Source organism: Psychrobacter vallis, from assembly GCF_904846715.1.
In the GTDB taxonomy this organism is placed as follows: domain Bacteria; phylum Pseudomonadota; class Gammaproteobacteria; order Pseudomonadales; family Moraxellaceae; genus Psychrobacter; species Psychrobacter vallis.
In genome coordinates this window covers 97,361-113,197 of the sequence record NZ_CAJHBU010000003.1, presented here as the reverse complement: position 1 = coordinate 113,197, position 15,837 = coordinate 97,361, and the positions used below count along the sequence as shown (strand labels likewise).

13 protein-coding genes are annotated in these 15,837 nt (G+C 42.1%); 8 read left to right on the top strand and 5 right to left on the bottom strand.

Annotated elements, in window-relative coordinates; genetic code table 11:
- Window positions 1-489 precede the first annotated feature (489 nt).
- The 8 genes from JMY02_RS03005 to fdx all read left to right on the top strand — a co-directional run bounded on the left by JMY02_RS03005 (window position 490) and on the right by fdx (window position 7,672).
- Window positions 490-1,134 carry a hypothetical protein gene (locus JMY02_RS03005; RefSeq protein ID WP_201595036.1) on the top strand — a complete coding sequence of 215 codons (645 nt, stop codon included), beginning with the start codon at window positions 490-492 and terminating at the stop codon, window positions 1,132-1,134.
- Between the two features lie 431 nt (window positions 1,135-1,565).
- The gene (locus JMY02_RS03000; RefSeq protein WP_021814980.1) at window positions 1,566-2,075 is read left to right on the top strand and encodes an Rrf2 family transcriptional regulator; all 510 of its coding nucleotides are present in this window, start codon (window positions 1,566-1,568) and stop codon (window positions 2,073-2,075) included.
- Window positions 2,072-3,298 (top strand): IscS subfamily cysteine desulfurase, encoded by a 1,227-nt coding sequence (locus JMY02_RS02995; RefSeq protein ID WP_201595034.1) that lies wholly within the window; start codon window positions 2,072-2,074, stop codon window positions 3,296-3,298. The genes JMY02_RS03000 and JMY02_RS02995 overlap by 4 nt, the downstream gene beginning before the upstream one ends.
- Window positions 3,299-3,467: 169 nt before the next feature.
- The gene (gene iscU / locus JMY02_RS02990; RefSeq protein WP_201595032.1) at window positions 3,468-3,881 is read left to right on the top strand and encodes a Fe-S cluster assembly scaffold IscU; all 414 of its coding nucleotides are present in this window, start codon (window positions 3,468-3,470) and stop codon (window positions 3,879-3,881) included.
- A gap of 203 nt (window positions 3,882-4,084) precedes the next feature.
- Entirely contained in the window at window positions 4,085-4,405 is a 321-nt protein-coding gene (gene iscA / locus JMY02_RS02985; protein ID WP_201595030.1) for an iron-sulfur cluster assembly protein IscA, read from the top strand.
- A gap of 162 nt (window positions 4,406-4,567) precedes the next feature.
- Window positions 4,568-5,149 carry a Fe-S protein assembly co-chaperone HscB gene (gene hscB, locus JMY02_RS02980; RefSeq protein WP_201595028.1) on the top strand — a complete coding sequence of 194 codons (582 nt, stop codon included), beginning with the start codon at window positions 4,568-4,570 and terminating at the stop codon, window positions 5,147-5,149.
- Window positions 5,150-5,359: 210 nt separating this feature from the next.
- Entirely contained in the window at window positions 5,360-7,240 is a 1,881-nt protein-coding gene (gene hscA, locus JMY02_RS02975) for a Fe-S protein assembly chaperone HscA (protein ID WP_201595026.1), read from the top strand.
- A 93-nt stretch (window positions 7,241-7,333) separates the two neighbouring features.
- The gene (fdx, locus tag JMY02_RS02970) at window positions 7,334-7,672 is read left to right on the top strand and encodes an ISC system 2Fe-2S type ferredoxin (protein ID WP_201595024.1); all 339 of its coding nucleotides are present in this window, start codon (window positions 7,334-7,336) and stop codon (window positions 7,670-7,672) included.
- Between the two features lie 212 nt (window positions 7,673-7,884).
- On the opposite strand, the gene JMY02_RS02965 is transcribed toward fdx, so the two are convergent.
- From JMY02_RS02965 to JMY02_RS02945, 5 genes are all read right to left on the bottom strand, one after another.
- Complete coding sequence (locus JMY02_RS02965; RefSeq protein WP_227678392.1) at window positions 7,885-9,027, bottom strand: adenylate/guanylate cyclase domain-containing protein; 1,143 nt, start codon at window positions 9,025-9,027, stop codon at window positions 7,885-7,887.
- A 616-nt stretch (window positions 9,028-9,643) separates the two neighbouring features.
- Window positions 9,644-10,078: an HIT domain-containing protein gene (locus tag JMY02_RS02960; RefSeq protein WP_201595020.1), complete on the bottom strand. Its 435-nt coding sequence runs from the start codon at window positions 10,076-10,078 to the stop codon at window positions 9,644-9,646.
- 241 nt (window positions 10,079-10,319) lie between these two features.
- Window positions 10,320-14,024, bottom strand: coding sequence for a transcription-repair coupling factor (mfd, locus tag JMY02_RS02955; protein WP_201595018.1), 3,705 nt, complete (start codon window positions 14,022-14,024; stop codon window positions 10,320-10,322).
- Between the two features lie 198 nt (window positions 14,025-14,222).
- A complete protein-coding gene (rraA, locus tag JMY02_RS02950) occupies window positions 14,223-14,738 on the bottom strand; it encodes a ribonuclease E activity regulator RraA (protein WP_265087946.1) in 516 nt (171 codons plus the stop codon).
- A gap of 240 nt (window positions 14,739-14,978) precedes the next feature.
- Window positions 14,979-15,680 carry an NAD-dependent epimerase/dehydratase family protein gene (locus JMY02_RS02945; protein ID WP_201595014.1) on the bottom strand — a complete coding sequence of 234 codons (702 nt, stop codon included), beginning with the start codon at window positions 15,678-15,680 and terminating at the stop codon, window positions 14,979-14,981.
- Between the last annotated feature and the right edge of the window lie 157 nt (window positions 15,681-15,837).

The window sequence follows — 15,837 nt, the reverse complement described above, 5'->3', positions numbered from 1 at the left end:
TCCTTCAAGTTTAAGGGGGGTAATAAACGCTCACGCCAAGTATTGTAACGCTCTCATAGCATTTAAGCAATAAAAACCAACTGACTGGCGTATTAACAGGTTTCGCTTTGTTATCGTCTTTATATCAAGGCAGCATAAGGAGCGCAAGCAATTTTACATATTTTCGCACGCTGTACTACGTATTTGACACCCAATGTTACGCAAAGCATCTGCAACCATTCTACTAGCACACTATTTTGACCAAAACATCTATCGTATTATGATTCAAATGCGTTGCTGGATCGCATCAATACATTGCCAGTCATAAATATCAGTGTCTTTATTGATGATCAAATTGTAAGGTAATAATTTATTAACTGACAGAAACTAGGGTTACTTTTTATTATAAAGACGTTAGTATAAGCAAAATGTGACCACATATATCAGATCGATAGTAACTCTTGGTTTATTTTTGCCTCTCATTTGCCAAATAAAAAACGGACTATTTACATGAAGCGTTCTACGTTGTCTCACTCTTTTCTTAATATCATTCTGGTGTTCATCGAGTCGGCGCTGACACTTTTGTTACGTTTAGATCCCGAACTACGTAAAGCTGCTTATCCGCTTGCCAAACAAGGCACTGTCGTGGCACTGCGCTTGTATTTGCCACATGTCGAGATCTTTGCCACCTTTAGCACCAAAGGTGTGCTATTAGATGCTCAACTACCTGTTGGCCGTAGTGAGCCTGATGTTGTTATTAATGCCTACAGCATCCAAATTATCAATGCGATTACCACTCACGATAGCGAAACGACAGAAAAGCTACAAATGCGCGGTGAGTCTGTGCAGGTGCAATTGGTGAAACAATTTATCATGCAGCTCGGGCTTGGTAGCTTAATTCAAGGTTTGATTAAGAAGTTCAAAGGCGGTAAAAGCAAACAAGACCTGACTGAAGCCGAAATGGCAGACAAAAAAAACAGCTATCAGTTACGCATTAAAGAGCAGCAGACCCAAATAAATACGCTAACCATGAAAAATCGTGAACTTGAAACGACCTTGAAAGAGGCGCAAAGCAAACAAAAAACCCTGATTATCGTAACCATTGTTGCCATTATCGGTATGATTGGTGCCATCATAACGCTATTAATGAACTAATTTTAATCCTGTCATAATGTCTTGTTAAATGAAGCGTTTGATGCCGAGTAAAAGGCATTAAACGCTTTTTTCTTTTTGAATTGCTTCCTGTCATTGAGCACAGACCCATCATTTAAAATCAATAGTATTACAATTAATAGCATTCCCCTGCTCTCTACCCTCCTCTAACAATCATTGTTTTTATCAATCGTAGTAATAAGCCAGATTAACCATTCAACCACATTTTAATCTTGACTAAATTACTCAGGATTAAGTATAATTGACCCAATCGTTGCACACATCGGGTTAATCATCTGTTGTTTAATAACGATGAAACACAACTTAGCCAGTATATGATTCGCTTAGTAGCTTTTGTTTTACTCACTACCACTACTTTCATTTCGCTAAGATCGTTGTTAAATAAAAATAACATAATAGTTTGGAGATAACACATGCGTTTGACTACTCGAGGCAGATATGCCGTCACTGCATTACTAGATTTGGCGCTGCAAACTAGCCAACAAGATAGCGCGGTGTCCTTATCTGATATTGCCAAACGGCAATCGATTTCTATCTCTTACCTTGAACAGTTATTTTCCAAGCTTCGCAAACGTGGCCTTGTTACCAGTATTCGCGGTGCCGCTGGTGGTTATCACTTAGCCAAACCATTGCACGAAATAGATGTGATGAGCATTATTTCTGCCGTTGATGAATCTGTTAATGCAATGCAGTGTGAAGGACGCGGAGACTGTCAAGGTGGTACAATGTGCTTAACCCACGACTTATGGTGTGCTCTATCCAATCATATTGAACAGTACTTGAAAAATATAACATTAGCGCAATTATTAGATATGGAAAATGTGCAGTCAGTTTCCGAACGTCAGCACATATCCGCCAAAGATATTTCTTTAAAAGACATCAATACCATTACCCTATCGAACAGCGAGGCAAACCCAGCATGAGCCAACATAACAACCTTATATACTTAGATTATGCCGCCACCACGCCAGTTGCTAAATCAATAGCTGCGAGAATGAGCGAGTATCTGACAGTAGATGGCATCTTTGGTAACCCAGCCTCGCGCTCGCATGGCTATGGCTGGCAAGCAGAAGAAGCGGTAGAAACGGCGCGTCAACAAGTGGCTGAAGTCATTAACGCTGATCCACGCGAAATCGTCTTTACTTCTGGCGCAACCGAATCTGACAACCTCGCCATTAAAGGCGCAGCACACTTCTATCAGTCTCGTGGTAAGCACATTATCACTAGTAAAATTGAACACAAAGCGGTACTTGATACTTGTCGTGAGCTTGAGCAAGAAGGTTTTGAGATTACTTATCTTGAGCCTCAACCAAGCACCGGCCTTATTTTGCCTGAGCAAGTTAAAGAAGCCTTACGTGATGACACGATTTTAGTCTCACTCATGATGGTGAACAACGAGCTTGGCACCATTACTGATGTCACTGCCATTGGTGAGATCACTCGTGCAGCTGGTATTGTATTCCATGTTGACGGTGCTCAGTCTGTCGGTAAAATATTGATTAATCTTGAAGAGATGAAAATCGACTTAATGAGCTTTTCAGGTCATAAAGCCTATGGTCCTAAAGGCATTGGTGCTTTATTTGTTCGTCGTAAGCCTCGTATCCGTTTAAAAGCGGAGCAGCACGGGGGTGGTCATGAGCGTGGTATGCGTTCAGGAACATTACCAACGCATCAAATCGTTGGTCTTGGTGCGGCTTTTACTCTCGCCAATGATAGTTATAAAGAAGACAACGCCCATGCTGCAAAATTGCGCCAAAAGCTGTGGGATGGACTACAAGATATCGAAGAGATTTATCTAAATGGCGACCTAGAAAACAGCGTACCTAATATCGTGAATATCAGCTTTAACTTCGTTGAAGGTGAATCCCTCATGATGTCGCTAAAAGATTTAGCGGTCTCATCAGGTTCGGCTTGTACTTCAGCGACGCTTGAGCCTTCATACGTATTGCGCGCTATCGGTCGTCCAGACGAACTGGCACACAGCTCGATTCGTTTCAGCTTTGGTCGTTATACCACTGAAGAAGATATCGACACAGTAATCAAGCAGATGCATGAAGCGGTTGATAAATTACGTGCCCTATCACCACTTTGGGATATGTACCAAGAAGGTGTTGATTTAGATTCAGTCGAATGGGCTGAGCACTAAAATCAAGCACAGAGCGTAATACAGCTTCACATATATTTATTAAACGATTGATCAGACAATTATAAATCCAGTTTTTATTAACTAAATGTTTGACCCCAATTATCGATGAGTGGGTAGCATTTCAAAGATTAATAATCTACCACTCATCATCTAACCAGGAGAAAACCCCATGGCCTATAGTGACCAAGTTATTGATCATTACGAAAACCCACGCAACGTTGGCAATCTTGATAAAAATGCCAAAAATGTTGGTACCGGTATGGTTGGTGCCCCAGCTTGTGGCGATGTAATGCGCCTACAAATCCAAGTCGATGATAATGGTATTATCGAAGATGCGCGTTTCAAAACTTACGGTTGCGGTTCAGCAATTGCTTCAAGCTCACTTGTTACTGAGTGGCTAAAAGGCAAGAGCTTGGATCAAGCTGGCGAAATCAAAAACAACGATATCGCTAAAGAGTTGGCTTTACCACCAGTAAAAGTGCATTGCTCTGTCCTTGCAGAAGATGCCATTAAAGCCGCTATTAGCGACTATAAAGGTAAGCATGGTACAGCAGCAGTAGTAACAGAAGAAGCTGTCAGCTAGACCGCACCGCTGTGGCGTTATGTTAGCAAAGCTAAAGTAGTAATATGTTAAAAAGCTACTGAGGCTAAAGAGGTGACAATGACGCTTATGTAATTGTCACCTTTTATTTTCTAGCATACTGTTTTGGCAATCTCTTTAACTTGATTGCCATTTTATATAAATTTTTTATTGATACTTATAATGAATAGTCAATGGGAGTTGGCATGATTGAAATGACAGAACGCGCCGCTCAGCATGTCCGAGATTTTTTGGACAATCGCGGTCGTGGTGACGGTATTCGAGTTGGTATCCGTACAGCAGGCTGCTCGGGCTTAGCTTATGTTTTAGAGTTTGTAGATACCCCTGATGAGAATGACACCCGCTATGAAAGTCGTGGCGTTAGTATCTTTATTGACCCTAAAAGCTTGGTATATTTAGATGGCTTGTTAATGGACTACGAAAAAGAAGGGTTGAACGAAGGTTTCAAATTCACCAATCCCAATCAAAAAGGGGAATGTGGTTGCGGTGAATCTTTTACCGTTTAATAGTTCGATAAATTTATATTTTTGAGTTTATGCACTATTAGTGATGAATCAATGCAAAAGACATAGATGCAATGATAGATCCAGCTGAAGAATCAGATTATAAAACAAGTTCTCAGCCAGATTAAGACTTTAAAAAACAAATAAAAAAGCAAGGCGTAAGATATGATAGACACTATCCCAGCGACACAATTTGATAACTTCTTTGCCCTATTTGAGCAACCTGTACAGTTTGAAGTCAATCAAGACAGTCTCGATCAACATCTGCGTCTGCTACAAAAACGCCATCACCCTGATAATGTTGTAAAGAATCTAGCAGATACTAACCAAGCACAGCAGCAATCAGAGCAGTATTCTGCAATCATCAATCAAGCCTATCAAACGTTGAGTGCACCTGATAGCCGTGCTGGTTATCTACTAGGTATGGCCGATCAAGCACAACATTTAGAACACTCAATCGCAGACTTAGATTTTTTAGAAGATGCGATGGAAATGCGAATGGATTTAGATGACGCTATTAATAGCAAAAACCTTCCAGCCTTGCAGCAGCTACATCCTCAAATTACAAAGCGTCTAGCAAAACAGTCTGAGCGCTTTAATAGTGCTTACAAAAACCAAGACTGGCAAACGGCAATTGACGCGACACAAAAACTGAAATTTTTGGTCAAATTGAATGCAGATGTGACGACTGGTCTTGATGACGTCGCCACTGCTGAACATTCAGATGACGATGATCTATACGTTTAGATAACTGTAAACCACATACCTTATTCAACAGTTATATTCTAAATATTGGGTTAAAATAGTATCGTCTATACCGTATAATCTATGGCTTTAAACAAGCTTAGCTGCTGAACGTCCCTATCATTAGAATGAAGATGTAGCCGTTAAGCTATAATACTGCCTATGCTATGTTCGCCCCACTTTACTTATTCATTTTATCTCTGAGTTATCCTTATGTCTTTAATGCAAATTGCCGAACCCAATCAAAGCGCCCAACCTCACCAGCATCGTTTTGGTCTGGGCATCGACCTTGGTACTACACGCTCATTGGTTGCTGTGGTGCGTTCTGGCAAGGCGCAAGTATTAGAAGCAGGTGCAGCAACAGATACCTTGTTACCTTCTGTCGTCTATTACCCAAGTACAGGCAACCCTTTAGTCGGCTATGATGCCCTAGCCCACTTAGCAGATGATCCAAAAAATACGATCGTCTCGGCTAAGCGTTTTATGGGTCGTAGCCAAGCTGATATCAAATTCTCGCATCCTTACGAGTTGTCTGGTAGCAAAGATGATATGCCAGCATTTGTCACTGCTCAAGGCGAGGTCTCTCCTGTTGAAGTCTCAGCGCGTATATTAGCCGCGCTTGAGCAACGTGCAGCGAGTGCATTGCCTGCAGACAGTATTGAGGGGGCAGTAATTACCGTCCCAGCTTACTTTGATGAAGCCCAGCGCCAAGCAACCAAAGATGCAGCTCAAGCCGCGGGCATCAATGTGCTGCGCTTACTAAATGAGCCTACAGCTGCTGCAGTCGCTTACGGTCTTGATCAGCATACTCAAGATAATGACAAAGAAAGCTACTATCTGATCTATGATTTGGGTGGCGGCACTTTTGATGTATCTATCTTAAAGCTGAATGACGGTGTATTTGAGGTGCTGGCCACTGGTGGCAATAGTGCATTAGGTGGCGACGATATTGACCGTCTCATAACCAATTGGATCATCAAGCAATTGAATATCGATCCAAAAGACGTAAGTCGTCATGACAAGTCAATACTTGCGCAACAAGCCAAAGCGTACAAACAAGCATTGACTGATGCTGAGCAGGTCGATATTAGTGTCACTATCAATGAGCAATCTTATCAAGGCATATTACGCCGTGAAGATATACTCACAATTGTAGAACCTGTTAGCCGTCGCACATTAAGCGTGTGCGAACAAGTGCTGCGTGATGCTAAGCTATCTACCACAGATTTAGACGAAGTTATCTTAGTCGGCGGTTCGACGCGTATGCCTGCCATCCAACATATCGTGACGGAGTTTTTTGCTAAGCAGCCACTTTGCCGTCTGAATCCAGATGAAGTCGTCGCTTTGGGCGCAGCTCAGACAGCACATCAATTAGTCAATGGTAGTAGTGACAATAATATACTATTATTGGACGTGACGCCTTTATCACTTGGTCTTGAAACCATGGGTGGTTTAGTTGAAGTGCTTATCCCACGTAATACCCCTATTCCTGTCAAAAAACGCCAAGTATTTACTACGTATCAAGACGGTCAAACAGGCATGGTGATTCACGTGGTACAAGGTGAGCGCGAAACCGTGGAAAACTGTCGCTCACTGGGACGCTTTGAGCTGTATGGTATTCCACCAATGAAGGCTGGTTTTGCTCGTATTGAAGTCACCTTTAGTATTGATGCCAATGGTCAGCTTACGGTTAGCGCGCAAGAAACCACTACCAGAACAGAAAGCAAGATTGAGATTGTCCCTTCTTATGGGCTGTCAGATGAGCAAAAAGAACAACTACTTGTTGCAGGCTTCAAGCATGCAGAAGAAGACAAAAATGCGCGCTCTTTGATCGAAACCAGAGTCGAAGCTGAGCGTGAAATATTGGCCTTAGAGTCCGCACTTAATGAGTTTTCAGCATTGTTGTCTTCTGACGAACAACACACTTTAGCAGAGCAAATACAATCGCTAAAAACCGTGCTCAGCATTAATGACTTAGCACTTACTGAAACGCAACAAGCACAGCTCAAGCCACATAGTGATGCCTTTGCTGCTCGTATTATGAATCAAAGCGTAAAAGCCAGCATGGCAGGCACGAGCGCCCAAGATTGGTAGCAGACACGTTTAGCCATATGACTTAAATGTCGTATCACATAGAACTCTCATATTCTTACTTCTTTAAATTGATTAGCATCGGAAAGACGATTTATGCCAAAAATTACTGTACTACCCCATCACGAGATTTGCCCTGAGGGTGCAGAAGTTGAGCTAAAAGCTGGTGAAAACTTGTGCAAAGCGTTATTAGAAAAAGGTATCAAAATCGAGCACGCGTGTGAAATGTCAAAAGCGTGTACCACCTGTCATGTGGTCGTGCGTAAGGGCTTTGATAGTTTAGATGAAATGGACGATATCGAAGCGGACTTATTGGATCGTGCTTGGGGATTAGAGCCTGATTCACGTCTGTCTTGTCAGGTTATGCTTGATAATGAAGATTTGACCATTGAGGTTCCTAAATATACACTCAATCATGCAAAAGAAAACCACTAAACGCCAGTGGCAAAAATTTATTCTTGTAGGGCCATGTCTGTTTTAAACCAGATTGACCATATATCGAAAAAGCCAGTTATTAGTATAATAACTGGCTTTTTTATACCTAATATCGGGATATTAACCAGCTATTTGGCGCAGTTTGGCAAATATTTAGCCATTTTTAACTCATTTAGTCGCCATCGTTCAGATTGAGGACACACCCTAATCCTTTAATTAGGATGAGTATCACTACGTTTAATTTCCTCAGCTATACTGATGGCTACTTTTTCTTGCTCTTGCTCGATACGTTCCAGCGCAAAATTTAAGCGATCCCTAATGTCTTGATAGTCATTATCTTTCATGTCTTTAAAGTTAAGATGCAAATTAAAACCAGGTAGTGTGTGATCCACCCACTTTGACAAATGGCCTTTTTGAGCATCGGGATCCAATACTTGCCACGCCTCAACTTTCTTATCAAAACCTTTTAGCTGAAAAGAGCCTGCATGCTGACACTCATAATTATGACAAACATAATCATACGTACTCTCGCTGACTAATATCTCATCTTTACCAGCGCTCGCTTCCAGTCTTGCCGCTAAATTGGCTTCTTTACCAATCAATGTATAACTGAGACGATTGTTACTGCCAAAATTACCAACATGGCAATAACCTGTCGTAATACCAATACGTATATATAAGCCGTCAAAACCCATTAACCGCCATTTCTGTCTTAACGTGCGCATTTCACGGCGCATGTCTATCGCCATTGCCACACAATCTAGCGCATCTTGACGCGAACCACGACTGTCTGGCTCACCAAAAAAACACACCATACCATCGCCGATGAACTTGTCCAGAACCCCGCCATGCTTCTCAGCAATCAAGGTCATACAGTGCATATACGTATTCAAAATATCGGCCAAATTGTCAGCACTTAAACTATCCGACAGTTCGGTAAAGCCTATAATATCCGAAAACATAATCGTCAACTTGGCGCGCTTATTAGATACACTCACAAGACTGTCTGTTCTTACAATCGGCTCCCAAATTTGTGGCGGTATAAATCGAGTTAACTTGTTGATGACCGACACCATCGTCCCAAGACGCCCTGTCGCCTTACGAGCACGTACTTTATAGCTACTATATTCTTGGTAAACATACCAAAATTGCCACAAGATAACAGCCATACTTGCCAACAATACTATAGTAGGCACCCAACTCTCACCACAGTCCATATCAGCACCATCCAAAATGGCACCAACATAATAAAAGACAACGGCTGTCACCAATGCCACTGTCAGAAGTTTTAGATAGTTTTCAGAGCCGCTAACGATGATGCGTACACCAATCAACGAAGCCAAACTGAATGACATTACAGGGCAAAACTGTAGCGACCCAATAACGACAGACAGTAAAATAATGACAAGATTAGAGGTCCAAAAGCTTGTTTGCCGTCTATAATTATAAATCAGAATCATCAAACCTGGTAGAGTAATAACCACCAGTAACGCCATTGAGGTAGGACGAAAATCTAAATAAAAAGCCAGTAATGTGACAGTAAGGATTAAAACAAAAACTTCTGGGTAATCAAATCGACAAACTCCCTCATTCTTTGACGGAAGCTTCAATTTCAGCGTGTCTAAAAAAGGCATATAAAGTGTTCGCTTTATCTAGCAGGCTAACGGAAAAACCATGATACATAACAATAATCTAAACGTCATAAATATATTATTGGTGTTTAGATTATTGTTATGTACTAAATTTTCTAAAAATATATTATACTTTTTAAATGAAGCAAAACCTAGGCCACCGATAACTAAACAAATACCATTTATCATTTAACTGATATCATTTAGTTATAGATACTGCCTAAATTATTTGAATAGAGCAACATGAAAGAAGCCAGATACTAATTAGTATCTGGCTTCTTTCGTGTATTCACATGCGATTAGTCGCAAAACTTCTAGCGGTTCAATGTGACCTAATACTTTATTGCATTTGCCAATCAAACGGCATTTGATGATGACCACGTAATGCCATCATTAAGGTCTGTTGCATTTGCGCCAATACTTCTTTGGTATAAGGCACAGCAGGTACACCCCATATTGGGTTTGGCCACTGCATATCATTTTGATAACGAACAATATGATGAAAATGTAGCTGCGGGACTTGATTACCGAGTGCTGCCACATTCATCTTATCTGCTTGGAAAGTCTTAGCAAGTTGGCTCGACAACCAGCTAGACTCACGTAAAAACTGCGTTTGATCGGCCTCAGACAACTCGTACAACTCTTTAATACCTGATACACGCGGCACTAATATCAACCACGGAAACTGGCAATCATTGATTAAACGACACGTTGATAGTGGAAAATCACCCACTAAAAAACTGTCAGCAGCAAGTTTATGATGAAGTTGGAACATAATGACGGTTCTCTTGTTATGAAGCTTGAAGAAAAAAATAAAATGTGAAAAGGTAAAATTCAATAGGTTAAAAATATAATACGTTAAAACCATAATAGGCTAAATATATAGTGTCGCTATTTTATCAGTTATCCATCCGATAAAATAGCACCATCACCGATAGCCTTAGCATTTCACCTTGGCGTTACTTCTATACCCTATTAAGCCACTATAACTGGCCTATCGCTATCATCAAATCCAGCTACGCCGACTCTTCCACCATATGTTCACTAAAATAGCGTAATAACTCTTGAATTACGGTGACACGTTGTTGCGGCGTTGCCAATTTATTGGCATCCTGATAGCGAATACCAGAAGCGCCATTCATACGATAGTGCTGACCGTTTGTCTGAATCAATTTAATGATAGCCAGCGCATCAACTGGTGTATCTGGTGCAAATTCAAGGGTCATGCTACTGCTATTGGCATCAATCTTATTGATCTTAAGTGGCTCTGCCTGTAAGCGTAAACCATGGACAGCAAATAGTTGCTTGGTTTGATTAGGCAGTGTACCAAAACGATCAATCATTTCAGTACGAATATCTGTCAGCGCCTCTTTATCGTCAGCATTGCTAATGCGCTTATAAAACAACAAACGCTGATGCACATCGTGCAAATACTCTTCTGGTATCAACGCGGAGCTGTGCAGATTAATTTCACTGGTTAATGACAAGGGTGTACTCAAATCAGGCTCTTTACCCGCTTTAATCGCCTTAGTAGCACGCTCTAGCATATCCATATATAGGCTAAAACCAATCGCCTGCATATTACCACTTTGTTGCTTGCCTAAGATTTCACCTGCGCCGCGAATTTCTAAATCTTCGCTTGCCAGCATAAATCCAGCGCCAAGCGTGTTAGCTCGCTCGATGGCATGCAAGCGGCGTTTGGCATCCCCTTTAAGACCTTTGATAGAGGGCACAAGCAGATAGCAGTAAGCTTGATGATGGCTACGACCAACACGGCCACGAAGCTGATGCAATTGAGCCAAACCAAATTTATCAGCGCGCTCAATGATGATCGTATTGGCATTTGGGACATCGATACCCGTTTCGATAATAGTAGAACAAATTAACACATTGAATTTTTTATGATAAAACTGCTGCATCACTTGTTCAAGTTGACGCTCCTGCATTTGCCCATGAGCGACGCCCACTCGCGCCTCAGGAACCAGTTCACGAATGGTCTCTGCCATACGCTCGATACTCGCCACATCATTGTGCAATAAATACACCTGTCCCCCACGCAGCAACTCACGCAAGATCGCTTCTTTTAATAACGCCTCTGTTTTTTGCATCACAAAGGTTTTAATTGCCAAACGGCGTGCAGGTGGCGTGGCAATAATTGACATATCACGCATTCCTGACAACGCCATATTGAGCGTTCTAGGAATTGGGGTTGCCGTCATTGACATACTATCGACATTGGTCTGAATGGCCTTGATACGCTCCTTGTGACGCACACCAAAGCGATGTTCTTCATCGACAATCATCAGTCCTAGATTAGAAAACTTTACATCAGGTTGCAATAGCTTGTGAGTACCAATGACGATATCAACCTTACCAGCTGCCAAATCCGCCAAGACCGTATCTTGATGCTTTTTACCGCCAAAGCGCGATAATGTCTCGATACGTACTGGCCAATCAGCAAAGCGATCGCGGAAATTGTCTTCATGCTGACCTGCCAGCAGGGTCGTCGGTACTAATACGGCAACCTGATAGCCGGCGCTAACCGCAATGAAAGCGGCACGCATAGCAACTTCTGTTTTACCAAAACCCACATCCCCGCAAATGAGACGATCCATCGGCTGGTTTTGTCTCATATCTTCCATAACTGCATGGATAGCATGGGCTTGGTCAGGAGTTTCCTCAAAGGCAAATTGGCTAGCAAATAGCTCATATTGTGAGCTGTCTATTTTGAAGTGAATGCCCACCTTGGCTTCGCGCCGTGCTTGTATATTTAGGAGTTCTGCGGCAACATCGTGGATTTGCTCTAAGGCTTTTTGCTTGGCCTTGTCCCATTTTCCACTACCAATCTTGTGCAGTGGTGCCAACGCTGGATCACCACCACTATAACGATTAATCATTTGCAAGTTGGCGACTGGCACATAAATACTGGCTTCATCAGCATATTTTAGATGAATAAACTCTTGCTCACCGTCGCCAACGTCCAAGGTAATCAAACCATTATAGCGACCAATACCGTGCTCAATATGAACAACTGGACTGCCTTCGGTTATTTCAGTGACACTTTTTACCAAAAACTCTTCTGACACACCGCTTTGACGGCGGCGGCGAGTTTGTAGTACCTGCCTACCAAACAGTTGCGTTTCACTAATCAACACCAAACGTTCCGGTACATAAACACCACGTTCAATGGGCGCAACTGTCAAACCAACCTGTGGTCGTTTGCTATCACTAAGACTGGTTGTTTTATCTGCTGCTAAAAATGCTTCAAAGCTATCATAAGCTTCGATATCAATTTTGCCTTTGAACAACTCAATCAGAATCTCACGGCGTCCCGCTGTTTCAGCAACCACCAATACGGGTGTTGCGGTTTGTGCTTGTCGGTTCAAAAACTCTAGCAATTCGGTTAAAGGTTCAGCCTTTTGATGATTGACTGGCAGTTGCGGTGGCTCTTGAGCGCTTAACGTCACCAATCCTTGCTTGTTATTGGGTGTGAGACCCTCTGATGCTACCTCTTCACTGTCAATAGCAGCGACATCCGTCATGGTTGCCAGTTCATCACGCGCGCTTAATATCACGCGTGGATAGTGATTGAGATACTCGTTAAGGGTATTGGATAATAAATACAGCAGCTCAGGGGCAACAATGGGTTTATCAATATCGTGACGACGCTCTTCATAGCGGCGCTGGATTTGCGACCAATAATCTGCCTGCTTTTCATGAATCAATTCATCAGTGATGAACAGTGCATCGCTTGGCAAATAAGAAAATAAACTGCTGTCTGCCTGCCAATCCTCTGCATCAAAAAATAGGGGTTGATAATATTCAAGTCCGCTGCTGGCAATACCTGCCATGACATCCTTGTGTAGCTCAAATTTACGACTGCTGACATTAGGGAACATCGCTGCAAAATTGGTACGGAAAGTCTCACGGCCTTCATCGAGTGGAAACTCTTTTGCGGGTAGGATTTGGAATTGTTCAATAGGCTTTGAGATGTCCGGCAATTTATGCAGTAGCGATAGCGATTCTTTTGCCATACGGCTGTCGTTGCCTGTCATCATTGCATTGAGGTCATCAAGGGTCAACGTGCGCTGGGTTTGCGGATTAAAGAATCGAATCGTTTCAATTTCGTCGTCGAATAAATCTAGACGCAGCGGAAATGGCTGACCCATCGCAAAGATATCAATGATACTCCCACGTACAGCAAATTCACCTGGCTCAAAAACATTTTCAACGGCTCGGTAGCCTGCTTTTGCTAGTAGCTTACGCTGCGTATTGATATCAAATCGATCACCAACGCTTAAATCAAAATGCTGGCCAATTAGCCAACTTGGCGGTGCCACACGGTGCATCAACGCTTGCACTGAGATAAGCAACACACCTGACGTCGGCATATCGGTCAATAAGTTAATACGCTCGCTCACGATGTCTTGATGCGGGGATAGCTCATCATAAGTCAATGTTTCCCAATCGGGAAATACATAGGCATCAACACCGCAAAATGCCAACTCTGTCTCTATTTGATTGAGCTGGTTTTGGTCGCGTGTCACCACGACTTTGAGACGATCGGCGATCTCCCATATCGGTGCTTGCATCAAACTTGCCAGCCACAAACTACCGACTGCACCATGCACAGGCGCAAGCCAACGCCGCTGTGTATTCTGAATAGGAAATAACTGCTGGTTAATAGGGTCAAACGCGTCAGTCAAAGCAGTGATAGGCATAAAGGATAGGATCAAAGTTAAGAGTCAGATGAGTATTATACGAATATTTAAGCAATTACCAAAATGTATGCCGTAACGGTTTGTCATTTAGCACGGCCATTTGGATTTTTCAAAAGAAGTCAAAAGATAAATGCGCATAAAATAAACGTAGCCTTCCAAATATATAGGGCATGTTGGACACACCCTAATCAGTTCAACTTAAATTAATGGCTGGTCACTAGCGATGATACCGTTGTTGTCTGCATAAACAAACATGCCTGAATTCAGCGTTAAATCACCAAAACTGATTTCGATATCTGTTTGTCCTTCATCGCGACGATTCGATTTACGCGGGATACAACCTAATGCCATCACCCCAACATCCATATTTGCCATATCATCGACATCACGGACACAGCCATATACGACGACACCAGCCCAACCATTATCTATCGCGGCTTGTGCGATCATGTCGCCTAAGAGCGCGCAACGCATAGAGCCACCGCCATCGACAACCAACACCTTACCATTACCATTTTTGTCTTTACCATCACTGTTTAATAAAGACTTCACACGGCTATTGTCTTCAAAACACTTTAGCGTCACAATTTCACCGCAAAACCTGTCTTTGCCACCAAAGCGTTGAAACGACTTTCCCTCGATATTAGGCAAGCACACCTGCGCTTCAGGGTTGGCATCTAACAAATCACATGTCACAAAGTTTTTTTTATTCATCACTGTTGATTCTGGCATAGTCAGACTCCTTGTCTTCCGTTTTTAAGTTGCGGTAATTTAGATATAGTAAGTTCAGTATAAAAATTCAGCGGGACTGGAATGCTCATCTTTAAACGAGAAGTTTCGCCGCATCGAGCTACGCAGGCACAGCAAGCTAGAAAAATTTATACCAGTTCAGCATTGCAATATGATGGTTCTATTTTATTTAGAATCAACTATCAATTCTAGGTTATCTAGCGTTTACGGTTTCACTCTGGTCATCGCCAGCATTTGCTTATTTTCGATGATAACCGTTTTCTGCATCATAGGCTCAGTGCGATATTTACTACGCTCATAAATATCATGCGCGCTCATCGCCATCGCACTAGCAACACGCTTAGCAGAAATAGGGTGCAGTGATAATGACTCTGACACCAAAGGCGAAATCAGCTGAAAGGCCTTTTGTCCAATACTCTCTAGTGGACGTCCTTGGTGTTTGCCAAGCAATAATGAAGGACGGAAAATAACCATCTGCGCAAAATCTAACGCCATAATAGACTGTTCCGTCTCAGCTTTTACCCGATTATATAAAAAACGACTGTCAATATCGGCATTCATCGAAGACAATAAAAAGAAGTTTTCAACGCCTTTATCTTGGCAAAGTTTGGCAAAATTTACGTTATAATCATGGTCGATTTTCCGAAAAGCTTCATTGCTACCAGCCTGCTTTTTTGTAGTACCAAGACAGCTAAAGGCATCTGTCTTGCGATCAACGCCAACACTTGCAAATATTTCTGCTAAGTTATCAAAATCATTGACCTGATAGAAACGCATGCTAGCATTAATATAGCGTGGCGGACGCCTTGCAATCACAATTAACGTGTCATAAAGTTCACTAAGCTGTTTAACAAGATGCTGCCCTACCAGTCCTGTCGCACCAATTACAATTGCTTTTCGCTGCATATCCTATCCACTTATAGACGGTTGAAAATTTATTATAATGACGAAGCAGATACTTTGGCCGCTTATCATTTTAGTATCATACCTAGATTAACGCATAACTGACGTTATTCTACAGGGTTTATTGTAAGAGATTTTATCAGCTATAGTCGATTCGCTC